The organism is Microcoleus pseudofavosus SVA1_A4, assembly GCF_036700565.1.
GTDB lineage: Bacteria > Cyanobacteriota > Cyanobacteriia > Cyanobacteriales > Microcoleaceae > Microcoleus.
In genome coordinates this window covers 31,750-52,878 of sequence record NZ_JAUBPE010000027.1, presented here as the reverse complement: position 1 = coordinate 52,878, position 21,129 = coordinate 31,750, and the positions used below count along the sequence as shown (strand labels likewise).

25 protein-coding genes are annotated in these 21,129 nt (G+C 45.2%); 7 read left to right on the top strand and 18 right to left on the bottom strand.

What is annotated here, in order from left to right; translation table 11 throughout:
- Positions 1–50: 50 nt before the first annotated feature.
- The 8 genes from QUA02_RS13830 to ssuE all read right to left on the bottom strand — a co-directional run bounded on the left by QUA02_RS13830 (position 51) and on the right by ssuE (position 7,189).
- A complete protein-coding gene (locus QUA02_RS13830; RefSeq protein ID WP_333028545.1) occupies positions 51–1,259 on the bottom strand; it encodes an acyl-CoA dehydrogenase family protein in 1,209 nt (402 codons plus the stop codon).
- A 64-nt stretch (positions 1,260–1,323) separates the two neighbouring features.
- Positions 1,324–2,145, bottom strand: a complete 822-nt coding sequence (locus QUA02_RS13825) for a class I SAM-dependent methyltransferase (RefSeq protein WP_333028543.1) — start codon at positions 2,143–2,145, stop codon at positions 1,324–1,326.
- Between the two features lie 22 nt (positions 2,146–2,167).
- Complete coding sequence (locus QUA02_RS13820) at positions 2,168–2,920, bottom strand: ABC transporter ATP-binding protein (protein ID WP_333028541.1); 753 nt, start codon at positions 2,918–2,920, stop codon at positions 2,168–2,170.
- Between the two features lie 52 nt (positions 2,921–2,972).
- The gene (locus QUA02_RS13815) at positions 2,973–3,800 is read right to left on the bottom strand and encodes an ABC transporter permease (RefSeq protein ID WP_333028538.1); all 828 of its coding nucleotides are present in this window, start codon (positions 3,798–3,800) and stop codon (positions 2,973–2,975) included.
- Positions 3,801–4,086: 286 nt separating this feature from the next.
- The gene (locus QUA02_RS13810) at positions 4,087–5,133 is read right to left on the bottom strand and encodes an aliphatic sulfonate ABC transporter substrate-binding protein (protein ID WP_333028536.1); all 1,047 of its coding nucleotides are present in this window, start codon (positions 5,131–5,133) and stop codon (positions 4,087–4,089) included.
- A 102-nt stretch (positions 5,134–5,235) separates the two neighbouring features.
- Positions 5,236–5,448 carry an FAD/NAD(P)-binding protein gene (locus QUA02_RS13805; protein ID WP_333028533.1) on the bottom strand — a complete coding sequence of 71 codons (213 nt, stop codon included), beginning with the start codon at positions 5,446–5,448 and terminating at the stop codon, positions 5,236–5,238.
- Between the two features lie 115 nt (positions 5,449–5,563).
- A complete protein-coding gene (locus QUA02_RS13800; protein WP_333028531.1) occupies positions 5,564–6,598 on the bottom strand; it encodes a sulfonate ABC transporter substrate-binding protein in 1,035 nt (344 codons plus the stop codon).
- A gap of 33 nt (positions 6,599–6,631) precedes the next feature.
- Positions 6,632–7,189, bottom strand: a complete 558-nt coding sequence (ssuE, locus tag QUA02_RS13795; protein WP_333028529.1) for an NADPH-dependent FMN reductase — start codon at positions 7,187–7,189, stop codon at positions 6,632–6,634.
- Between the two features lie 544 nt (positions 7,190–7,733).
- Between ssuE and QUA02_RS13790 the strand changes: the two genes are divergently transcribed.
- Entirely contained in the window at positions 7,734–8,552 is an 819-nt protein-coding gene (locus tag QUA02_RS13790; RefSeq protein ID WP_333028528.1) for an ATP-binding cassette domain-containing protein, read from the top strand.
- Positions 8,553–8,649: 97 nt separating this feature from the next.
- Here QUA02_RS13790 and QUA02_RS13785 read toward each other — a convergent pair whose 3' ends face one another.
- The 6 genes from QUA02_RS13785 to QUA02_RS13760 all read right to left on the bottom strand — a co-directional run bounded on the left by QUA02_RS13785 (position 8,650) and on the right by QUA02_RS13760 (position 11,680).
- Positions 8,650–9,159, bottom strand: coding sequence for a GNAT family N-acetyltransferase (locus tag QUA02_RS13785; protein WP_333028526.1), 510 nt, complete (start codon positions 9,157–9,159; stop codon positions 8,650–8,652).
- 31 nt (positions 9,160–9,190) lie between these two features.
- Positions 9,191–9,433: a YgiT-type zinc finger protein gene (locus QUA02_RS13780; RefSeq protein WP_333028525.1), complete on the bottom strand. Its 243-nt coding sequence runs from the start codon at positions 9,431–9,433 to the stop codon at positions 9,191–9,193.
- A 4-nt stretch (positions 9,434–9,437) separates the two neighbouring features.
- A complete protein-coding gene (locus QUA02_RS13775) occupies positions 9,438–9,734 on the bottom strand; it encodes a DUF4258 domain-containing protein (RefSeq protein WP_333028523.1) in 297 nt (98 codons plus the stop codon).
- Between the two features lie 116 nt (positions 9,735–9,850).
- On the bottom strand, positions 9,851–10,915 hold the full coding sequence (locus QUA02_RS13770) for a tetratricopeptide repeat protein (RefSeq protein ID WP_333028522.1): 1,065 nt from the start codon (positions 10,913–10,915) through the stop codon (positions 9,851–9,853).
- An 81-nt stretch (positions 10,916–10,996) separates the two neighbouring features.
- Positions 10,997–11,281: a hypothetical protein gene (locus QUA02_RS13765; RefSeq protein ID WP_333028521.1), complete on the bottom strand. Its 285-nt coding sequence runs from the start codon at positions 11,279–11,281 to the stop codon at positions 10,997–10,999.
- A gap of 105 nt (positions 11,282–11,386) precedes the next feature.
- Positions 11,387–11,680, bottom strand: coding sequence for a hypothetical protein (locus QUA02_RS13760; protein ID WP_333028519.1), 294 nt, complete (start codon positions 11,678–11,680; stop codon positions 11,387–11,389).
- Between the two features lie 261 nt (positions 11,681–11,941).
- Between QUA02_RS13760 and QUA02_RS13755 the strand changes: the two genes are divergently transcribed.
- The gene (locus QUA02_RS13755; RefSeq protein WP_333028517.1) at positions 11,942–12,874 is read left to right on the top strand and encodes a LysR family transcriptional regulator; all 933 of its coding nucleotides are present in this window, start codon (positions 11,942–11,944) and stop codon (positions 12,872–12,874) included.
- A gap of 239 nt (positions 12,875–13,113) precedes the next feature.
- Here the strand turns inward: QUA02_RS13755 and QUA02_RS13750 are convergent, their stop codons facing one another.
- Together QUA02_RS13750 and QUA02_RS13745 are read right to left on the bottom strand one after the other, a co-directional pair.
- Positions 13,114–13,443, bottom strand: a complete 330-nt coding sequence (locus tag QUA02_RS13750; RefSeq protein ID WP_333028516.1) for a hypothetical protein — start codon at positions 13,441–13,443, stop codon at positions 13,114–13,116.
- 59 nt (positions 13,444–13,502) lie between these two features.
- Positions 13,503–14,438 (bottom strand): AraC family transcriptional regulator, encoded by a 936-nt coding sequence (locus QUA02_RS13745; protein ID WP_333028515.1) that lies wholly within the window; start codon positions 14,436–14,438, stop codon positions 13,503–13,505.
- Between the two features lie 176 nt (positions 14,439–14,614).
- Here QUA02_RS13745 and QUA02_RS13740 point away from each other — a divergent pair, with 176 nt between their 5' ends.
- Both QUA02_RS13740 and QUA02_RS13735 read left to right on the top strand, forming a co-directional pair.
- A complete protein-coding gene (locus QUA02_RS13740) occupies positions 14,615–15,382 on the top strand; it encodes an SDR family NAD(P)-dependent oxidoreductase (RefSeq protein WP_333028514.1) in 768 nt (255 codons plus the stop codon).
- A gap of 33 nt (positions 15,383–15,415) precedes the next feature.
- On the top strand, positions 15,416–16,153 hold the full coding sequence (locus QUA02_RS13735; protein ID WP_333028512.1) for an SDR family oxidoreductase: 738 nt from the start codon (positions 15,416–15,418) through the stop codon (positions 16,151–16,153).
- Between the two features lie 75 nt (positions 16,154–16,228).
- Here QUA02_RS13735 and QUA02_RS13730 read toward each other — a convergent pair whose 3' ends face one another.
- Both QUA02_RS13730 and ispD read right to left on the bottom strand, forming a co-directional pair.
- On the bottom strand, positions 16,229–16,879 hold the full coding sequence (locus QUA02_RS13730; protein WP_333028511.1) for a Uma2 family endonuclease: 651 nt from the start codon (positions 16,877–16,879) through the stop codon (positions 16,229–16,231).
- 289 nt (positions 16,880–17,168) lie between these two features.
- Positions 17,169–17,861 (bottom strand): 2-C-methyl-D-erythritol 4-phosphate cytidylyltransferase, encoded by a 693-nt coding sequence (gene ispD, locus QUA02_RS13725; protein ID WP_333028509.1) that lies wholly within the window; start codon positions 17,859–17,861, stop codon positions 17,169–17,171.
- A gap of 172 nt (positions 17,862–18,033) precedes the next feature.
- Here ispD and QUA02_RS13720 point away from each other — a divergent pair, with 172 nt between their 5' ends.
- From QUA02_RS13720 to QUA02_RS13710, 3 genes are all read left to right on the top strand, one after another.
- Positions 18,034–18,996 (top strand): glycosyltransferase family 9 protein, encoded by a 963-nt coding sequence (locus tag QUA02_RS13720; RefSeq protein WP_333028595.1) that lies wholly within the window; start codon positions 18,034–18,036, stop codon positions 18,994–18,996.
- Positions 18,997–19,055: 59 nt separating this feature from the next.
- A complete protein-coding gene (locus QUA02_RS13715; protein WP_333028508.1) occupies positions 19,056–19,295 on the top strand; it encodes a hypothetical protein in 240 nt (79 codons plus the stop codon).
- A gap of 447 nt (positions 19,296–19,742) precedes the next feature.
- Complete coding sequence (locus QUA02_RS13710) at positions 19,743–21,128, top strand: helix-turn-helix domain-containing protein (protein ID WP_333028507.1); 1,386 nt, start codon at positions 19,743–19,745, stop codon at positions 21,126–21,128.
- Position 21,129: the final 1 nt, after the last annotated feature.

Below are 21,129 nucleotides of genomic sequence, written 5' to 3'. Positions count from 1 at the left end.
TTAGTTCCTCTAGAAATGCTATCCTTCACGATCTGCTCAGTTAGTCTTTTCTACGTATAAAAGCTGGGATTAGGGAGTTGATCGTTGAGTACCCAGTTACCCAGATCGTGAATTTTATAGTCAACAGAATCATGTAGCGTAAACGTTCTCAGATTGCGCCAGTAGCGATCGAAACCATATTTACTGGTGGTAGCACGCGCCCCCATCACTTCAAAAATGCGAGTTGTCACATCTAAACCTATTTTGGTAGCAGCAACCTTTGCCGTTGCGATCGCGATCGCGCATTTTCCACGTTCTTCTGTTGTTAAATCTATGCCTTTTTCCCAAGCTGTTTGCAGAATGGCGGCGGCTCGATCCGTCAAACTGCTAACCGCTTGCAGATCGACCCACATTTCTCCGTAGTGTTTCAGAATATAGGGATCTTGCGTCACACTAGGAGCATTAGAAGTCAACCAGGGTCGTCCTTGGGTGCAAGTATAGTCTTTGGCAGCAGCAAATGCTCCTTCCGCAATACCCAGATAAATATGGGCAAGATTTATTTGCGTCAAACAAGCTCGTAAAGTACGGAAAGGAATATCAGCACGGGTGCGATCGCCAAACACTTCCGAGTCATAAACGCGCACTTGGTCGAAACTAATACTACCGCTATCGGTTTGACGTTGCCCCATATTATCCCAATCGTCATGGATTTGTATTCCCTCTCTTTGAGTGGGAATTACAATAATTGTGAGTTCGGAGGTATCTTGACGAACCGCAGTGATGGGTAAGATATCAGAATCTTTAGAACCAGAGCAAAAGCTTTTTCTACCGTTTAGTAAAAAGCCTGTACCATCAGGAGTTAAAGTGGCACGGCGATCGAGGGGATTGAGAGCATTGCACCAGAACCAATTGTTTGTCACCGTATCTGTGTAGAACTGCGCCTTGCGCTCCTCCGTGCCAAAAAGATGCGGGATAACAACCCCTAAATGATGATAAGAGTAAACATGGGCTAGAGAACTATCAGTCTTTGCCAACTCGCGGGAAATTTGGAGTGCAGCGATCCATGTTTCGCCAATACCACCATATTCTTTAGGGATAATCAAACCGAGCAAACCGCTAGAGCGAATGCGATCGCGTTCATACTTTGGTGTACCGCCAACACGATCTCGTTCGATGGCAGTAGTAGCAAATTCTTGAGCAAGCGATCTCGCGATAGCTACATAATCTTGCTTGCTGTCTTGTTGTTTTGTGCTTTCCGAGTCTGCAAGGGATGTTTTCATATTTGACGATCCAAAATTGAGGGAAATAATGACGTACAAATGATTTAGGATTCCTATAGGTTGGTCAGTCCTTAAAACCCAAGTAAACAGAAATAGGTACATCTTCAACAAACTGACCTGAAGGTTCTGCACTGAGAATTGCTGCTTTAATTTCCGCCTCAAATACGGAAGTATCGCCATTAAAGTAATCACGACGGCAGTAAGCGGTGGAGTAGAGATAACCAATAAAATTATCAATCGTCCAGTGTTTTTGAAAGTCAATCTTATGGCGCTTAATCCGAACGAATGGCGATCGATCCAAAACTTCTAAATCGGACTTGTAGAGCAAAGGAACGCTACTCGATCCCACACGCCGCTCTTCTCCTAGCCACCGTTTGATCGTAGCTAGCACATTTTGTGCCCAAACAGAGTCATTTGACCAAATATCTTTTTCAGTTTGAATAATCGCTATCCCCCTATTAGCGTTACTGGTGCGATCGAGCACATCGTAGCTACGCTGTAGCACCAATTCTTGATCCATCCAATGAAAAGCACGACCAATGGTGACAAGGGAAAATGTACCAATTGCCGGGGAAATATTTTCTGCTAACTCCCTTACCCAAGTGATATTTGAAGCATGAGCCAGTTTAGCTTCTTGCTTGGCAACTTCGAGCATTTCTGTATCGGGATCGATGCCCAAAACAGATTGAAATCGATCGTGTAAGGCGATCGCTACCAAGCCAATGCCACAGCCGAGATCGAGAAGCTTGCCTTGCCCGTCTAATTGAAATTCCTGTGAGATTAAATCGTAAAGAGCATTTGGGTAGCGCGGTCGATATTGCAGGTAATAAGAAATGGCTCCTTGAAAGAGCGTAGGATCGTAGTTTGGGAGTAATTTAGTAGTCATGATTTAAGTCAATTTGGGGGATTTAAACCTCTAAAGGAACAGTTGGCGTATTGGATAAATCCAAGGTACTCAATAACTTTTCTTTCCAATATTGTAAATCGCGATCGGTACGCCTGCGGGGACGGGGAAGATCGATATCTAGCTCAAGATGGATGCGTCCAGGATTGCCACGCATGACGATCGCGCGATCGCTTAAAATCAGCGCTTCTTCAACATCATGGGTGACAAGAATCATGGTCTGGCGATCGGATTGCCAAATTTCTAACAGACGATCCTGTAATTGCATTCTAGTAAAGGAATCGAGAGCACTAAAGGGTTCATCTAGCAATAAAATAGAAGGATTAGTAACGAGAGCACGCGCGATCGCCACCCGTTGAGCCATTCCTCCTGATAGTTGGCGCGGCAGCAAACGAGCAAAATCTTGTAATCCCACCTTAACTAGAGCATCACTTGCCCGTGCCTTGCGTTCATCCTTCGGTAAATGATGCAAACCAAACTGCACATTTTCCCAGACAGTTAACCAAGGCATCAGCCGAGGTTCTTGAAATATTACACCAATTTCGGGGTGAGGTTTGTCAATGCGAATATCGTCAATTTGCACATCTCCATAAGTTGGCCGATCTAATCCAGCAACGATCCGTAAAAGTGTACTTTTGCCGCAACCACTCGTACCGATTAAACTAACAATCTCGCTACGATTAACAGTTAAATCAATAGAGTCTAGCCCGACAAAACCATTTTTAAATCGTTTATGTAGCCCTTCGATGAGTAGCATATATCTTTCCTCCTTGGCGCTTTGAATGAATGCTTGAAACAAATGCTTTGAACTAATGGTTGGAAGCGTAAACATCCTGCCAATGGAGTAGCCAATGCGATGCAAAGCCAATCGCTGAGTCAGTCACTTTTCCGCAAATCGCAAACAAGAGAATGCTAGCGAGGGTGATGGCGGGTCGTCCAGTCGCTTGCCCATCGATCAATAAGAAGCCTAAGCCCTGACTGGCTCCCATCAATTCAGCCGCCACGACAAACATCCAGCCCAAACCCAAGCCACTTCGCAAACCTACGATGTAAGCAGGCAATGTCGCGGGTAAGAACACACGACTGATAAGCTGCCAATCATTAAGTCTATAGATTTTGCCAACCTCAACCAATTTGCGATCGACATTATGAATGCCGCTCATCAGATTTAAGTAAACGGGGAAGAACACCCCAACGGCGATAAGAGCAATTTTGGAAGGCTCATGAATTCCCATCCAGAGGATGAATAGTGGCACCCATGCGAGGGAAGGAATGTTACGGAGTGACTGCAAAAGCGGGTCGAGTAAATCGTGAATTAGACTAGAATAGCCCGTTAATCCTCCTAGAATAGTGGCAAAAAATGTACCAATTAAGAAGCCAACAAAAACCCGATAGAGTGTAATGCCGATGTGCTGCCATAGTTCTCCTGCTGCACCGAGTTGCCAAACTGTTGTGAGAATAGTTGAGGGACCAGGTAACAAGTTAGGAGCAACCAAGCCAAACCTAGAGACACTTTCCCACAATATTAAGAGAAAGACTGGCAAGAGCAAGCCTTTTGCTCTGCCCAGACGACTGAGAAGTTGCCAAATATTACCTGTTTGTACGCTTGGGATTGCGATCGCAAGTCTTTGTCCCATAACTTATTGCTAATGGCTAATGGCTAATTGCTAATTGCTAACTGCTGGAAGCGTAAGCTGTTACGCATTTAGATCGCTAACGAAGTAAGTAGGGTGCGTCAGCTAGAACACTTACGCTTAAAGGGGAAACACTTCGGACTGACGCACCCTACAATCTGTAGGTAGAACACTTACGCTTAAACGGGAAACACTTCGGACTGACGCACCCTACAATCTGTTTTAAATGTTCAACAGCGTACCTCACTTGTTTAAGAATCGCTATATATCCAAAGCAGATGTTTTTTACTTATGATTTGGCAACTTTTGCCACATACTGCGGATCGATTAAATCGTTAACTACTGTAATGACATCAACGGAATTCTCGATCACGCCGCTTTTTTTCAAGACATCCCCAGCAGCACTAATAACGGCTTTTTGTTCGTCACCAATCGATGAGTTTGATATATCGGTTCGCTCCTCTAATTGTTTAGTTGCTACCGCTTCTGTCAGTTTTGATGCTTTAATTACAACTTGCTTGAGTTCGCTGGGATTTGCGATCGCCCATTTCCGTGCCTTCTCATACGCAGTTAGCACTTGACTAACTTGTTCGGGATATTCTTTGGCAAACGCCTCGCGCACATTCAAAAAGCCTTGGCTAATTAGTTTAGTATCGCGGAAGAAAAGTTTCGAGCCTTTTTCTACTTCTGTCTGTGCCATAAATGGATCGAGGCCAGCCCAGGCATCGACATCGCCTTTCTCAAGGGCAGCTTTACCGTCAGCATGGGGCAAAGGCACAATTTCTACATCTTTGGCAGTCAAACCGACTTGATCCAAGGCACGCAATAAGAAAATAAACGGATCTGTTCCGCGCGTTGCTGCAACTTTCTTGCCTTTTAAATCTGTGACTTTTTGAATGGAAGAATTGGCAGTAGTTACTAATGCCGTCCATTCGGGCTTCGAGTAAACGTAAATAGACTTGATGGGATTGCCATTGGCTTTTGCAATCAGTGCGGAAGCACCAGAAGTCGAGCCAAAGTCAATGCTGCTGCCATTGAGAAACTCTAATGCCTTGTTACTACCTTGACTGAGCACCCATTCCACTTTGATATTGGTTTTGGCTAAGTCTTCTTCCAGCCAGCCTTTCTCTTTGAGTACGAGACTAACAGGATTGTAGTAGGCATAATCTAAACGTACTACTGTAGGAACTGCCGTAGGAGATGAGCCTGGGGATGCTGCTGTAGTGTTAGTTCCAGGAGAGGAAGAATTACAGGCATTGACTAATAGCGATAGAAACAGCCCAGAAATAAAAAATAGCAGCAACCTACGTCTGGCAATGGCAAACCACTTGCTCATGATTCGTCTCCTCAACTTTTTGGTGAATGTCTCGTTTAATTAGGACTTACGCAGTTTATACTATACATCGCTCGACTTACCGTAGTATAGCTGAATTTTATCTTACAGCAAGGCACACTCAAGATCAATGGTTAAAAGACCAACTGGACTGTTGGTGGTGCTATAGGCAACTCCCTTGCCAATATCGCGATCGCGCTCGATCGGCTTGATTAGCAGGGGTCGGTTGGCTGTTTTCAACAGGTGAACCGCTACGAGACAACCGCTAAAGCCAGCACCGACGATCGCGATCGTTGTTGGAGGATCGGAAGTCAGCATTTTAGGAACCCTATCAGCATCAAAAAGAATAGGAATGTATCTATTGTTAAGACATCGGATCTTTGAAAAGATATCGCTGCCTCGGTCTCCAACATTTACCTACAAGGGGGAATTTTTAATTACCTGGTTTCCAAACTACTTCTTCAACTTTGAGCTGCTTGGGAATTAAGCCGAGTTCAAAAAAAGTATCCGCAATTTCCTGTTGCTCGGCAACCATATCAGCTTGGATCGGTTCAAATCCATAACTCCGCCGTCGAGTCACTACATCTAAGATAGAAACATCAATTTTCAGAATGGGAGCGAGAATCTTGACTACTTCTTCGGGATTCGCATCGGCCCAAGTCGCTACTGCTTGAGTTTCTTCTCTAATTGCCTCAATGATTTTGGAATTAGACTGAGTAAATGAGCGATTAGCTAAGTAAAAATCTCGGTTAGCTGCTAGTCCTTTACTATCTTTAACAACACGAAGATTTACTTGCGATTGAGCTGCTGCATAAAAGGGGTCCCAAATTACCCAAGCATCTACGTTACCTTGTTGGAAGGCAGCTCGGGCATCGGCTGATGTCAGGTTGGCCGGCTCAATATCAGTCCATTTTATCCCTGCGGATTTCAGTGCTTTTGCTAAGAGGTAATTGGCGCTTGAACCTTTTGTAAAAGCTATTTTCTTACCCCGCAAATCCGCCAGGGTTTGAATTGGCGAATTAGCAGGAACTAAAATACCTGAACTGCGGTCTTTGGGGGCGCTACCGCCAATGTAAAGCAGAGGTGCATTAGCAGCTTGGGCAAAGACTGGAGGAGCGTCCCCGGTGCGTGCGATGTCGATGCTGCCGACGTTTAGTGCTTCCAGCATCGGGGGGCCTGACTGAAATTCTTTCCACTCAACGGATATGCCTAGAGGCTGCAAGCGTTTCTCTAACCCGCCTCTAGCTTTGACTAGCGTGAAGGGGTCTAATTTCTGATGGCCGATGCGGACTACCTGAGCTTGAGGTGCTGCGGGGGAAGCGGTGGGGCTTGCAGAGCTGGTAGGGGTGGGAGTATTGTTACAGGCGGCGATCGCCCAATTTAAACTGATTCCCAATAGAAATAGCGCTGCTAGGGAAAGGTGCGATCGCCATAATTGAGCAAGGAATGAAATCAGTCTTTTGAGCATAAACAATAATATTGTTTGTGGGTAACTTTCCGATCAGAGACTTCCAACTAATTCGGGTTTGCCAGTTTGCAGGGCACCAACAAACTCTTGCAACTGCGATCGCAGTGTTTGTTCGGTTTCCTGTTCAAGCTGTACGCTTGTTTCGTCGTAACTTTCGATCTGGGTGTCTAAAACATAGACACCAGCCAAGATATGACTAGCGCCAAGCTCGGATAATACTGGTTTGAGGGCGTAATTAATTGCTAATAAGTGACCCAGGGTACCTCCGGTGGCGATGGGGAGAATAACTTTGCCAGCTAAACTATTTTGCGGGAGCAAATCTAAGTAAGCCTTGAGTACGCCTGTGTAGGCTGCTTTGTAAACAGGTGTGGCGATGATTATGCCCTTGGCTTCTACCACTAATTCGTTGACTGCTTTCAAGTCTGGGTTAGCAAATTGTCCGTAAATTAATACTTCTGGCGGGAGATCGCGGACGTTGATAGATGCCGTACTCAGTCCCTCTTTCTCGACAGCGCGGCGGGCGTATTCCAGCACGGCAAAGGAGCGGGATGGATGAGACGGGCTACCTGCGATCGCAACAACATCAGCCATTTAACTGTCCTCCTATTTTTGACTCATTTAAAAATTAGCCATTCACGGTAATGAGTACAAAATACGGTAAATCGATAGATTTACCGTATTTTGCTTAAATAGTAAGCTAGCACGGTCAATTTTAAAAAGCAAGTAAGTTGAGAGGTAAAGTTTGATAACCATTACACAATTTTTTGGCGATCGCGAATCTCGGCGGGAATCAACTGTCAAATTTTTTCTCCCAAATACAGCATAATCCCACCGGACTCAAAAACAGAACCTTTACAGGAACAGGGTTTGCTTGTTCTTAACAATTATTTATCAAAGCCGCAGAAGTTGGGCGAAAAATTATCTTGCTTTTTGTAGATACCTGTGCAATAATCTTGTTTAATCAAAAACTACTGTAATTCGACTGATTTACCGTAGATTACATCTAGAAATGCTAATCTGCTATTCACCAGCACCGGCGAGTAGGAGACGAATTGGCATTTGCTCAACAGCCACCTTTGAAAGCGAAAAAGGTTTTGAGCCTGTGGCATAGATCGCGATATGGAGGTTTTTTAGAATGGAATCAGCACTCTCAGGAATACGCCTAGAATTAGTAGAACTCCAGAAGTCATTTGGAAATATTAAAATTTTGCGGGATATCAACATAGAAATAAATCCCGGAGAATTTGTAGCAATTGTAGGTCGCAGCGGATGTGGCAAAAGTACCTTACTGCGCTTAATCGCCGGACTAGAAGTTCCCACTCAAGGCACTGTCTTTCTAGATGGAAAGCCGTCCCGCAAACTCAACTCTAAAGTGACAATGATGTTTCAGGATGCACGGCTGCTACCTTGGCAAAAAGTGGTGGCAAATGTGAAATTAGGGCTGCTCGCGGCCAAAGAAAACACGCACGGCAAAGCGATGCAAGTCCTTCACGCGGTAGGGCTTGGCGATCGCGCCAACGATTGGCCGGCGGTACTCTCCGGCGGTCAAAAGCAGAGAGTTTCTTTAGCAAGAGCCCTTGCCTGCGAACCTCATTTACTGCTGCTTGATGAACCCCTCGGCGCGTTGGATGCTTTGACCCGCATTGAGATGCAGCAATTGTTAGAAAATTTATGGCAAGAAAAAGGATTTACCGCGCTACTGATCACTCACGACGTAGAAGAAGCAGTGGTGCTAGCTGACCGAGTTATTTTAATAGAAAATGGTCAGATTGCAATGGACTGTTCTATTGATATGCCCCGACCGAGGCAGAGAGGAAATGCTGTATTTGCTGCAAAAGTAGAGGCGATTTTGCAGCGCGTGATGGGTGAAAAAGAAAGTAGCAAAGATGCAGATAAATTTGCCATAGGTAGGTACAAAAAACCCAACTATGTACAGATAAGTAAATACGGATAACGGATCTACCAAGGTAACTCAGATATGGGCGCTCGTTTAAGAATATTTCTGACTCGCGAGCTCTTCCTCAGCCAATCCGATGCACTCGGATTTGATATCACTCGCAGATCCTAAATTCCGATCGATACTTCACCGTTCCGCTGCAATCCTGCAAAGCTCCACTTTCTAACTCCAAAACCATAAAAGCTTCATCGGGCACATCATATTCACATTTCAAGCTCTTGCTACTAGCAGGAACGAACCCAAAACGCGAATAGAAATCTGGATGACCAAGCACAACCACTGCCTGAAATCCCGATCGCCTGCACTCTTCTAAACCCTGCCGGATCAGCAGCGTTCCTACACCTTGGCGCTGGTATTCGGGAAGAACGGCGACTGGTGCCAACCCCAGAATCGACAAATTGCTGGAACATTTTCCTTCGACAACAACCGGACTGAAGAAAAGGTGTCCGACAATGCGATCGGATTGGACGGCAACGAAGGAAAATGTAGATGCCATTCCCCGCAGTCGATCGACTAAGTTGGCCTCATTTTCTCGCCCGAATGCCGCAATATTGACGTTGCGAACGGCTTCTGCATCTTCTAGATTTTCAGTACGAATCTCCATAATGCGATATTAATCAAATTATAGCTATTGATTATGCTGATTCTAAATGAGTTACCGGAATTTGTTCGGTTCTTTCAGGCAATCTCGTTCCAGTTGCAACGGCATGAACCGCATGAAGAATATCGGCTGAATAGTATCGATTGCCACAGTTATCGCAAACACCGATAGTCACATCTTCAAGAATGACAAATCCATTTTTATGTTTGAATGCCTCGCGCTTGACAGTGCGGGGTTGAACGGTTCCTTCGCAATACTCACATCTGTATTTATACATACGATTATTCCTCAAGTTCAGTGACTTCATACACCGTGATGATTAGATAACGTCCGTTACTAGCGAAACGTCCAACCACTCCAACAGATGTTTGTCGATCGAGTGCAGTCCCCACTACTACATATTTTGTACCTCTGGGGTCGTCTTTTTCAACCCGGATAATCTGACCGCTCAGAACCGCCTCTTCTACATCCAGGATAGTCAGCAAGTCCTCAGCCATTTCTTCCATTGCGTGGGCTGACATATCGTACTGGCGGAGGCTAATTTTCTCTCTAATACGGTCAATATCGTTGCGAGGCACTGGCTGATTAATGTTACATCCAGGCAATCATACCAAGTTATCGTTCAAAAATCTATCATTATTCAATTCCTTAAATATCTGGTTTTACTTCCTTCGACCCGACTTACTCACTCTCTTTATTGCGGCACAAGCTGACTGGAAGACAACCGCTTAATACCCTCCATCGCTGTAGTTTCTCCAGCTTGGTCACCGCCCTCACGAGCAATTTTTAAAGCTCCCTCGTAGGATTCGAGAGCTTTAGCATATTGACCGAGACTTTCATAAATCGCGCCCATATTGTTGAGCAAGCGTCCGATACTTGTCTTGTCGCCGATTGCTTCTAACATCGGTATCGCTTGCTGAAAATAGATCAGCGCTTGAGTATCTTTGCCGAGTTTGCGAGAGGCAAGTGCCATGTTGTTGAGGAGGCGGCCGACGCCAGCCCTGTCTCCGATTTCCCGGCGAATTGCTAAAGCTTGGTGGTAAAATTCCATCGCTCTATTAAAGTCGCCGATGTTGTAGTAGACGCCGCCCATGTTATTGAGGGTACGGCCTAAATCGCGGCGATCGCCGATCGCCGTGCGAATCGTCCGCGCTTGCTGGTAAAATTCGATCGCCTTGGCGTAATTTACCTGTTCTGCATACACCGCCGCAATGTTGTGAAATGATTCTGCTATTTCAATTTGGTCGTTGGCAGTTTTGGCAAGTTCTAAAGCTTCTTGGTGCAGTTTCATCGCTTCGGAAAAATTGTCCGCAATCCGGTTGACGAAACCGATGAGATTGAGAGTGCGCGCTATACGGGACCCTTGGCCGATTTCTCGGTGAATGACTAAAGCTTGCCGCAAAACTTCCAAAGCTTTGGGCTGCGAACCCATTTCGGCGTAAACTTCCCCCATATTATTGAGGGTTTCTCCGATTCCCGGTTTGTCGGCTAGTTGCTTGCGAATTGCCAAAACTTGCTCAAAAGTCTGGATTGCTTCTCGAAACAAACCCTCGCGGTGCTGTTTTACTCCTGTTTCAAAGAGTTTGTCTGCTTGCGTTTTAGGGTCTGTTGCTTGGGCGCGATCGCTCGCTTGGGGGCGCCTCGCATTTATAATTGGGGCATAAGCCCGAGCGTCTGAAATTGCCAGCAAGCTGAGTGCGGGCGATAAGACAATACTTATAGCTGCGAGATAGCTGAAGTGGTAAGAGCGGCAGTGCACCGATCGAGTCCTCCAATAGCCAAGTGATAACTATTAAGATAGAGCTTTTTGGGGTGTTCCTGCCGAATTTTTTCTCAATCCCTAGGTTCTGACTGGGTTTTTGTCTTGCCAGACTGTCAGAATCAGCGGCATATTGTTGAGAGCGGATATGACAGCAAAGTTTTTGCTAGGTGGAAGCGATGCTTTTTCCTGGCTTTGCAAGATGATGTCCTGTTGGTCAAGCGTGATCCAAGCAGTTCCTGACAAAACTTGAAGTTCTCGATGAGTTTGAGGCAATCTGTATACCTCGTTTTCCATTAGAATAATGCGATCCTCTTCGAGGGCTCCGCTAACGGGCGCTGCACATTCGGAATATCTTTGAAGCATAGCATCTCCTACTTGGTAATTGGGAATTGGTAATTGGGAATTGCTAATTGAGAATTGCTAATCGAGGACTGTATTTCACTTGATTTCCCCACAACCGACAATCGACTATTGGCAGTAACGCCGATCGAGCCAAGCGCGCATTTCACCATCACTTGCCGCGTCGATCGAGCGACCTGTAGCCCGATCGCAACCGTGCCACCAAGTGTTACCATCGTTATCTGAGGTCTGCCAAATTCTGACTTCGTTCTCGCCAGCGGCTGCTGCCAGCAAACCTTGCCAAATTTGATTCACAGCCCAAAAGAGCGAGTTCCCTTTCTGTTTTTCGGAAGGTTTTGCTCGATCGGCAATCGAAAAAGCTTTCATTTTTGGGGTATCGATCTGATTTTTGCAAGTAGACATAGCCAACACCTTTTAGTTATAAATACTCCAAAAATTGCACCAGTAAAATTACAAATAATAGCTGGAAAATGCCATGTTTTCATCGCAAATACAGCACAATATTGTTGTCGTGCAATTTTTGTTAAAGTCTATCTGTTACCTGATAAATTAACTTTAACTCTGCGACCATTGACAATCAAAGCATTGCTTGCATAGGTTGTATGAATAAAATCGATAGATCGAAGCCCTTGTGACAATTTGGGTACTACTGGCACAAACGTTATGAACGAAATCAATACGCGGCGGATGAAACTCTCTCAAATTCAGGCTTTTATAGCTGTAGCAGACTGTGAAAACTTTAGCGAGGCGGCTTTGCAATTGGAACTGTCACAATCAGCAGTCAGCCACGCCATCGCCTCTTTAGAAACAGAATTGGGAGTGCAACTGTTCCACCGGGGGCGACACGGTGCTCAACTGACGCCGGTGGGGGAAAGGGTGCTGCTTCACGGGCGTCAAATAGCCTGCGCCTTAGAAATGATGGTCAAAGAAGCGGATTTAGAAAAAGGTTTGCAGGGAGGCCAGGTACGGATAGTTACTTTTCGGAGTGTCGCAACTCATATCCTACCGGGTATAATTGCTAAATTTTGCAGTTGCTTTCCCAAAATTGCGGTCAGCATTACCGAAGTTTATTATACTCAAGCTGTGGAAGAAGCTTTGCGATCGGGCAAAGCAGACATCGGCTTTGTCTCTCTTCCCATCTCCGATGAATTTGAAACTAGAGAAATTTTGCGGGATAAATATGTTGTGTTGCTGCCGCCGAATGGACAATGTAAAAGTGCTAAGATTACCTGGGAAGAATTGGCCGCTTATCCGTTGATTTTGCAGCCGGCAGAAAATGCTTGTTCGATACCGCTTCGCAAATATTTGACAACTTCGGGGTTTCCCTTAAATATCGCTTACGAACTCAGCGAAGATTCAACTATTGTCAGTATGGTGATGCAAGGTTTGGGTGCAGCAATTCTGCCCCGTTTGGCTGCGGAACCGATACCTGCTAAGGTGAAAATTTGCAGTTTTCCGGCGGATTTTGAGAGGGTAATTGGGGTGGCTGTTTTGAGGGATGCGCTGTTAGTTCCGGCCGTGTTTGCGTTTTTGGATGTAGTGACAAGTGCGGCAGAGGTTGATAATGAGGGCGAGTTTGCGATTAATCCTTCATGAGAAACCTAAGTCAGTTGTTATTGGTTATATCGTTTCCGGTTGCAGCGGAATCATATAGAGGACACGGCAGTGCCGTGTCCCTACCGCGATTAATTGTAGGGACACGGCAGTGCCGTGTCCCTACACTTCATAAACCTGAAATAGGCTGTATCAGCTTCGGAACACAGATGAACGCGGATGGTATTTTATCTGCGTTCATCTGCGATAAAAAAAAATCGCATAACCAATAGTGCGATCGCTTATTTAGTGCTAATGCGCTTAGCTACAAGACTAGAACTGTCGCCTTGGTGGAATTTGATTCGACCGTCTACCGAGTTTTTATCCTTTAATTTGAGCCAACCGCTACCAGATGCAGGATCGTTCTCGTCATTACCGTCCCATGTAAATTCAAATCGCTGATCCTTTCCATCTTTTACGACTTCGCCGTCAATTTGACCTGATACTAAACCGAATTGAAATTCTCCTGAACCTGTTTGATCGATCTCGATATAGGCTTCAACTTCCATGTCCAAGTAATCACTATCCCACATTGCCATCTCCGCGATCCGCCATTTACCGCTATATTGCATTTCTCTCATCCTCCACTTGTATTAACGGAACAAAACCAATATAGTCGAAACAGTTACGCTCAAGCAGTACGCAAACGCTCAATGTCTTTAATCGGCGGCGCACCAAACATACGAGAGTATTCGCGGCTGAACTGTGAGGGGCTTTCATAACCCACCTGATAGGCAGCATTTGCCGCATCGGAGTTTTCGGCAAGCATCAGGCGACGTGCTTCTAATAGTCTTAATTGCTTTTGATATTGAAGTGGACTCATCGATGTAACTCCCTTGAAATGGTGATGGAAAGATGAAGGAGACATATTGGCTTGTCCTGCCAAATCCTCAACCCGCATCGGTTTTGCAAAATCAGTTTTAATCAGTTTGAGTACCTCGGCTATGCGCTGCATATTGCTGCCAGATGTGGCGATTTGGCGGACAGCTTCGCCTTGTTCACCTATTAAAAGACGATAATAGATTTCGCGGATAATCATCGGTGCGAGGATAGGGATATCCTGGGGCGTATCCAAAAGGCGTGTCAATCTGAGGGCGCAATCGAGCAACGGCGCATCGGCATTGCTGACGAATAAGCCTCTGACAGAGTTTTCTTTCTTGCTCGCACTTGGCTTGGTTTGGGCAGTGATAATATCGCAGAGTTGGCGTGGGTCTAAATTCAGCTTGAATCCTAAATACGGTTTGTCTGGAGTGGCCTCTACAACAAATCCACTCAGAGGTAAATCAACTGAGATCGCAAGACATTGAGCCTCACCATAACGATAAGTTTCATCACCCAGCAACGCTTCTTTTTTGCCCTGAACGACGATGCAGAAAATAGGTTGATAGACACCGTACAGTGCGGCGGGAACAGAAGATTCTCGCGTAAATTCCAGCTTATCTATAGCTGTTTTATGAAAACCGTTCCCCTTGCCGTCGGTGTGCCTGGTTACTAATGCCGCCAATTCTTTACACTGATTTGCGATCGCATTTTGGTTTATTACTTGGTTGAGCATTTCAATCGCCATGCTAGTTTTTTGATTGATTTAACCATTTCCTTTTGCTCATCATAGAGCATCTTGAGTCATTCCTAAAATAGGGCTTTGGAGGATTAGGCAATAAATTGCGAGGTCTGTGTATTCAAAACCCTTGCTTTTACTCATAGGATGAACACATCTGAATAAAACAGTAAAAGGATAAGGCAATGACCCAAGACAAGACAAAAATCGCATTGGTAACAGGGGCGAGCCGAGGACTTGGCAAAAATACCGCTTTGACCCTTGCCCGAAAAGGAGTAGATGTCATCGTGACTTATCACAACAGCGATGAGGATGCCAAAAATGTCGTATCTGCGATCGAAGAAATTGGGGCTAAAGCCGTTGCACTGCAACTGGATACTTCAAACACGAAAACCTTTGACGGTTTTGTGGAACAAGTCAAGCAGTCACTCAAAGATAACTGGCAGACAGAGCATTTTGATTTCCTCGTTAATAATGCTGGTATTGGAGTTCATGCGTCTTTTGCTGATACCACCGAAGATGATTTCGATCGCTTGATGAATATTCATGTAAAGGGCGTTTTTTTCCTCACGCAGAAACTTCTTCCTTTAATCAATGATGGAGGACGGATAGTCAATATTTCCTCTGGGCTTGCCCGTTTTGCTTTACCGGGCTATGCAGCTTATGCAAGCATGAAGGGAGCGATCGAAGTTTTGACCCGATACATGGCGAAAGAACTGGGACACAGACAGATTGCTGTGAATGTGGTGGCTCCAGGCGCAATTGAAACGGATTTTAATGGCGGTGCGGTGCGTGACAATCCTGAGATTAACAGCTTTATCGCTTCGCAAACTGCCTTGGGCCGCGTCGGTCTTCCTGATGATATCGGCGGTGCGATCGCGGCTTTGCTATCCGAAGAAAACAGATGGGTGAATGCACAGAGAATCGAAGTCTCTGGCGGTCAGTTTATTTAATTCAAGTCAACCTCAATAGCAGGAAAAATAACCATGTTGAACGTAGAAAATAAAGTTATTGCGATCACTGGAGCCAGTAGCGGAATCGGTGAAGCCACCGCTAAGTTGCTGTCCAAAAAAGGCGCAAAAGTTGTTTTAGGCGCACGTCGCACCGATCGCCTAGAAGCGATCGCCAAGGACATTCGTGCGGAGGGTGGAACAGTCGAATACCAGGCTCTTGATGTGACGCAGCGCAGTCAAATGGAGGATCTCGTTCAATTTACCCAAAGTAAGTTCGATCGCGTTGATGTCCTGATTAACAATGCTGGCATCATGCCCTTATCTGCACTCGAACAACTGAAAGTTGAGGAATGGGATCGCATGATTGATGTCAATATCAAAGGTGTTTTGTACGGCATCGCGGCGGCACTTCCTGTCATGAAAGCACAAAAATCTGGTCAGATTATTAATATTTCCTCGATCGGCGGACACGCGGTTTCTCCTACTGCTGCTGTTTACTGTGCTACTAAATTCGCCGTTAGAGCAATCTCAGAAGGATTGAGACAAGAAGTTGGGGGCGACATTCGGGTGACGGTGATTTCTCCTGGAGTAACGGAGTCTGAGTTAGCCGAGAGCATTACTGATGAAACTGCAATATTGGGAATGCAAGAATTCCGCAAAATAGCTATTCCTGCTGCTGCGATCGCGCGATCGATTGTATTTGCGATCGAACAACCTGACGATGTTGATGTTAGCGAAATTATTGTCAGACCAACAGCAAGCCCTTACTAACGAAACAGGAAACTTCTCTCTCGAACATACGGTGTGATGAAGCTCGTAATCTGGCGACCGCCAATGCCCAATTCGCTAGTTAGATTGCGCCATCTCTCTCACCCAGTTGCGTAAATTCACCTCTGCTTCTACCTCATCTAGCTGCGCTGCTGCCAAAAATTCGTACAGCTTGGACTTCGGAAGTATCGGAAAAGTGGGGCTAACCGATACTTCCAAATACTCATCGTTCTCTAGCTTATAAATTCGCCATTCTCTACCATTGTACCGCCAAAACTCCGGTACTCCCATACTGGCATAGAGAGCTGGCTTATCAATATCAGTATGGGTGATATCTACTTCTACGACTAAATCGGGTGGCGGATCTGTGGCTAAATCTACTGTACGACCGGCGACGAGGGGCTGATTTTGGATGTAATAGGCATTATCTGGTTCTGCGCCGCGCTCTAAGTCCGATCGATCCAGGGTTGTCGAACCCATTGTTTTAATCTTCAAACCTAGTTCTTTCACTAAAATCCGAATCAAAAACTCGATTAAGCGTGCCGAAAATTCGTGTTCTTCTAAAGGCATGGTAATTTCTAAAGTCCCTCGATCGAATATTAATGTGGCCGCTCGTTTATCGCCCAAAATCTTGAGCAGTTGTTGATAACCTTGCCAAGTAATATTTCTAAACACCACCCGCTTTTCGCCTATGAGTAACGGTGGTGCGATCGGCGCAACAGAAATCATATGTTTATTTCCAGCTATGATATTTCTAAGATAACATAAGGAACAAGCAAGATGCGTGTTCCACAACTAACAAATTATTGATTGTGGAAGGCAGCATCCCATTTTTGCTTTCATATCATGGACGGTTACATCAGAATAATATATTTGGATGATATAGCGTGCGAGCGTCTCGCTCGCGGCTAGATCGTTCGCTATGGACGCTCGCACTCCTAAAAAACGCTTTTTACCAAATTGGGATGCTCCCTTGTGGAACGGGCATCTTGCCGTTCTCAAAAATAGTCAACAAATTCTATTTACTCCGATCTGTTCTTTGCCGCAAAATAAATTCAGCTAGTGCTAAATCAACGGGCGTTGTGACTTTCAAATTCGTCTCTTCTCCCTCCACAATTTGCACTGGCAAACCGCATTTTTCAAACAAAGCTGCATCGTCTGTAACTTCCCAACCTTTCTGTCGCCCTGCTTCGTGACACTGCTTTAACAATTTCACTTCAAATCCTTGGGGAGTCTGGGCAGCCCACAAATTGCTTCTGTCTGGGGTGTCTCGCACGATCCGACGCTCATCTACGACCTTAATCGTATCCTTGACCGGGACGGCGACAATCAAGCCCGGACAGCTCAAGAGGGCCTCTGCTGATCGATCGAACAATTCAGCAGTTGCCAAACACCTGGCGCCGTCGTGAATCAACACTCGATCGGCATTTGGTGGCAAAGCCTGCAAACCGTTGTAAACTGACTCTTGGCGGGTGGCGCCTCCTTGAATCAGTTCCACGGGCTTAACCAAAGATAAATCGCTCAGAATTGCTTTAAAATCAGGAAAATCGTCTGGCTGGCCCATGATGCCAATCCAGCTAATGTGCTGCGAAGCTTCAGCAGCAGCCAAAGTCCAACTCAGCAAAGGTTTAGAGAGCAAAGTCAGCAGCAGTTTGTTGCGCTGACTCCCCATCCGTCGCCCCGAACCTGCGGCAGGAATTAATAAGTGCATTTACTAACCGTTTTTAACCCAACTAGATATATATAATAAGAGCGTCCTGTACTTTTGAGTCAGTTGTTTAGCTGTCAGCCAGTAGCTTTTAAGGTCTAGAAATACTATAAGCTGATAGTTGAGAGCCGATCTCTGAGAGCTACCTCGATCAATAATAGCCCGATCGTTTATGATGCGAATACTAGCACTTGTCCCTGGCGGGATTGGCGACCAAATTTTATTTTTCCCCACTCTTGATGACCTCAAGCAGTCTTATCCCGACGCGCAAATTGATGTCATCGTGGAACCGAGGGCGAAGGGTGCTTACCGAGTCTGCAAATCCGTCAAAGAAGTTTTGACGTACAATTTCAAAGACCGCAACGCTATGGCAGATTGGGGCAATTTACTGGGTGTAATTCGCGATCGCGAATACGAAGCAGTTATTTCCCTAGGCCAGCGGTGGACTGTAGGGCTGCTGCTGTGGCTGACCGGCATTCCGCAGAGAGTTGGCTATTCGGGAACCAACGGCGCTCGATTTCTCACTGCTGCTGTACCGCTGAAAACTGAACAGTACGCCGCTTCAATGTACCACGATTTGCTGCAAGGATTTAACATTACAAATCCTTGTCCGCCGATCGCAATTAATGTACCAAAACAGGACATTCAGTGGGCGGAAGCCGAACAGCAGCGGTTGGGCGTAAAAGAAAGCGGCTACATTTTGATTCACGGCGGTTCGAGTCAATTAGCTTTGTCTAAAGGTATTGACAAAATTTACCCTACAGACAACTGGAAGCAAATCATCGAAGATTGTCAGCAGCGGCAGCCGAATTTGCCCGTTGTTGTTGTGAAAGGCCCCGAAGATGCAGACTTCGTAACAAAGTTAGTCGAGTTATGTCCAAATGTAAAAGTTATCTCGCCGGATGATGTCGGCAAGTTGGCGGCGACTATTGCTGCTGCTAATTTGATGATATGTACTGACAGTGCGCCGATGCACTTAGCTGTGGCGGTTCAAACTTATACAATAGCTTTGTTCGGCCCGACTGAACCGGCGAAATTGTTGCCAAAGAGCGATCGATTTTTGGGCATTAAATCTCCTACTGGCAAAATGGCAGACATCTCTCCTCAAGAGGTTTTAAAGAAGGTTTGGGGCGGCTAAAAACTAGGATATCTTCGGTAGGGAAACGGCATTGCCGTGTCCCTACAATTAATCGGAGGATGGTTGAATTTATCATGGAGTGCGATCGATCATTTTGGGGTAGGGAAACGGCATTGCCGTCTCCTCCTATTTTGGGGGTAGGGAAACGGCATTGCCGTGTCCTCCGTCGCCTAGATTTAGCTCGTTTTTCGTCGATCGCTCTCCTGCTGCAATACCTTCTTCTTTTCCTTAGATTGAGCATACTCAATTCTGCTAAAACCTATCAAGGCCTTGGCAGAAGCAGTGAATTCATCCACTGAGATTTTATGAGAATATAGAAGTCCTACACCTACCATGAGAATCACGGCTGGCAAGGATCTGACGGCACGGTTAATATTGTGGTTCATAACGATTTGCTCTTCTAAATAGTGTTTCTATAACTAGAATACTGGAGCAAAAAGGGAGACTCAAGGGCAGATAGGGCGAGTTTTAATTTGTGTTCTGCCCTAAAATTTAGGGCAGATAGGGCAGGAGATTAAAACCTATCTGCCCTTGTCAGAAACAAGTAATTAAATTAGGATTTACGCATGGGTTCCAGAAACCAGGTTTTTCCGAAATACTTCGTTGTAACTCGTAGATTCGGGGAAAAACCCGGTTTCTAAGCCTCGGAGTGCGTAATAAATATAGAATGTAAGTGCGATCTAACTGTCCAACTGTCGAATTATCGAATTAACTAAAAAGCTAACAACCATACCTAAAAACCTACTATGCGCCCATCCGATAAAGTTCAATCAAGTGCAACTGGAAAAATTAGGCTCAAAGAATCATACCTAAAAGCTGGATTGACAATAGCAAAACTAGCAGAAACAGCTAATGTTTCCCAGGATACAATAAAGCGCTTACTCGGTACAAGAGAATGTCCTAATGGTGTAGAAAGATGGTCAGTCACCAACATAGCTAAAGTATTAAACATAGAACCAACAGACATAGTTGACCCCAAAGATTGGTATGGCGAAATTTCGCTGCCACCAGAGTTTGAATCGCTGATAGCAGAAAAAATTAAAATCTTTTGTGGCCGCCAATTTGTTTTTGATAATTTTCAGCAATTTATCACCAAAAATCCTCACGGTTATTTTACAATTATCGGGGATGCGGGAATGGGCAAAAGTTCGATCGTTGCCAAATACGTCTCCGAACATAAATCTCCCTGCTATTTCAACATTCTCGTCGAACGCCGCAACAGACCCGAATTGTTTTTGAAGAGCATTCGCCAGCAATTAATTGACCGCTATCAATTGCCAAATTCAGAAGATGCCGATTTACCAACTTTACTGGCAAACGTGGCGGGAAAACTCACTTTTGGCGAACGTTTAGTAATTGCGATTGATGCACTGGATGAAGTCGAACAAGAGGCGGGAGAAAATCTTTTACATTTACCGACTACTCTGCCAGATGGGGTTTATTTCTTGCTGACGAGGCGACCCTATAGCCTCGGCAGAAAGCGGCTGTCTGTATCTCCCGGAGTTCCGGTCAAAGAATTAGATTTGAGAGATGACCAGTATGTCAATTTTAATCAAGATGATATCAAAGAGTATATTCTATTTGTTATAAATGCCGATTATGACTATAAGGATGGACTGAGAAAGTGGATTCAAGAGCGGGGCATTCTCGATACAACTTTTGTCGAGCAAATGGCAGACAAAAGCGAAAATAATTTTATGTATTTGCGCTATGTTTTGCCAGCAATTGCTAAGGGCGATTACAATGACTTGAGTTTAAAGCAATTGCCCGACGGGCTGCAAGAGTATTATCAAAACCACTGGGTGCGGATGGGGCTGGAAGCTAAGCCTGGGCAATTGATGGAGATTGTCTTGTATATTTTGTTAGAGATTGGCACGTCGATTCCCTGCGAGATGATTGCTGAAATTGCCGAGGAAGATGTATGTGATGTGGACAAGGTTTTAGAAGATGACTGGATTGAGTATTTGAAAAAGCAGAATTTAGAGGGAGACATCTGCTACAGCATCTATCATGCTAGTTTCTTTGACTTTCTGAAAGCAAAACGGGAGATGGATTCAAAGCGGAAGCTCTTTCGGGAAGTAAATCAACGGATTGCTGAGAACTTAGAAAAGTTAGAAAAGAGGATGGCGTGAA

Bases quoted from the DNA above. Each gene is read 5' to 3' on its own strand.
- QUA02_RS13830 (WP_333028545.1), bottom strand. From the start codon at position 1,259: ATGAAAACATCCCTTGCAGACTCGGAAAGCACAAAACAACAAGACAGC.
- QUA02_RS13825 (WP_333028543.1), bottom strand. From the start codon at position 2,145: ATGACTACTAAATTACTCCCAAACTACGATCCTACGCTCTTTCAAGGA.
- QUA02_RS13820 (WP_333028541.1), bottom strand. From the start codon at position 2,920: ATGCTACTCATCGAAGGGCTACATAAACGATTTAAAAATGGTTTTGTC.
- QUA02_RS13815 (WP_333028538.1), bottom strand. From the start codon at position 3,800: ATGGGACAAAGACTTGCGATCGCAATCCCAAGCGTACAAACAGGTAAT.
- QUA02_RS13810 (WP_333028536.1), bottom strand. From the start codon at position 5,133: ATGAGCAAGTGGTTTGCCATTGCCAGACGTAGGTTGCTGCTATTTTTT.
- QUA02_RS13805 (WP_333028533.1), bottom strand. From the start codon at position 5,448: ATGCTGACTTCCGATCCTCCAACAACGATCGCGATCGTCGGTGCTGGC.
- QUA02_RS13800 (WP_333028531.1), bottom strand. From the start codon at position 6,598: ATGCTCAAAAGACTGATTTCATTCCTTGCTCAATTATGGCGATCGCAC.
- ssuE (WP_333028529.1), bottom strand. From the start codon at position 7,189: ATGGCTGATGTTGTTGCGATCGCAGGTAGCCCGTCTCATCCATCCCGC.
- QUA02_RS13790 (WP_333028528.1), top strand. From the start codon at position 7,734: ATGGAATCAGCACTCTCAGGAATACGCCTAGAATTAGTAGAACTCCAG.
- QUA02_RS13785 (WP_333028526.1), bottom strand. From the start codon at position 9,159: ATGGAGATTCGTACTGAAAATCTAGAAGATGCAGAAGCCGTTCGCAAC.
- QUA02_RS13780 (WP_333028525.1), bottom strand. From the start codon at position 9,433: ATGTATAAATACAGATGTGAGTATTGCGAAGGAACCGTTCAACCCCGC.
- QUA02_RS13765 (WP_333028521.1), bottom strand. From the start codon at position 11,281: ATGCTTCAAAGATATTCCGAATGTGCAGCGCCCGTTAGCGGAGCCCTC.
- QUA02_RS13760 (WP_333028519.1), bottom strand. From the start codon at position 11,680: ATGTCTACTTGCAAAAATCAGATCGATACCCCAAAAATGAAAGCTTTT.
- QUA02_RS13755 (WP_333028517.1), top strand. From the start codon at position 11,942: ATGAACGAAATCAATACGCGGCGGATGAAACTCTCTCAAATTCAGGCT.
- QUA02_RS13750 (WP_333028516.1), bottom strand. From the start codon at position 13,443: ATGCAATATAGCGGTAAATGGCGGATCGCGGAGATGGCAATGTGGGAT.
- QUA02_RS13745 (WP_333028515.1), bottom strand. From the start codon at position 14,438: ATGGCGATTGAAATGCTCAACCAAGTAATAAACCAAAATGCGATCGCA.
- QUA02_RS13740 (WP_333028514.1), top strand. From the start codon at position 14,615: ATGACCCAAGACAAGACAAAAATCGCATTGGTAACAGGGGCGAGCCGA.
- QUA02_RS13735 (WP_333028512.1), top strand. From the start codon at position 15,416: ATGTTGAACGTAGAAAATAAAGTTATTGCGATCACTGGAGCCAGTAGC.
- QUA02_RS13730 (WP_333028511.1), bottom strand. From the start codon at position 16,879: ATGATTTCTGTTGCGCCGATCGCACCACCGTTACTCATAGGCGAAAAG.
- ispD (WP_333028509.1), bottom strand. From the start codon at position 17,861: ATGCACTTATTAATTCCTGCCGCAGGTTCGGGGCGACGGATGGGGAGT.
- QUA02_RS13720 (WP_333028595.1), top strand. From the start codon at position 18,034: ATGCGAATACTAGCACTTGTCCCTGGCGGGATTGGCGACCAAATTTTA.
- QUA02_RS13715 (WP_333028508.1), top strand. From the start codon at position 19,056: ATGGTTGAATTTATCATGGAGTGCGATCGATCATTTTGGGGTAGGGAA.
- QUA02_RS13710 (WP_333028507.1), top strand. From the start codon at position 19,743: ATGCGCCCATCCGATAAAGTTCAATCAAGTGCAACTGGAAAAATTAGG.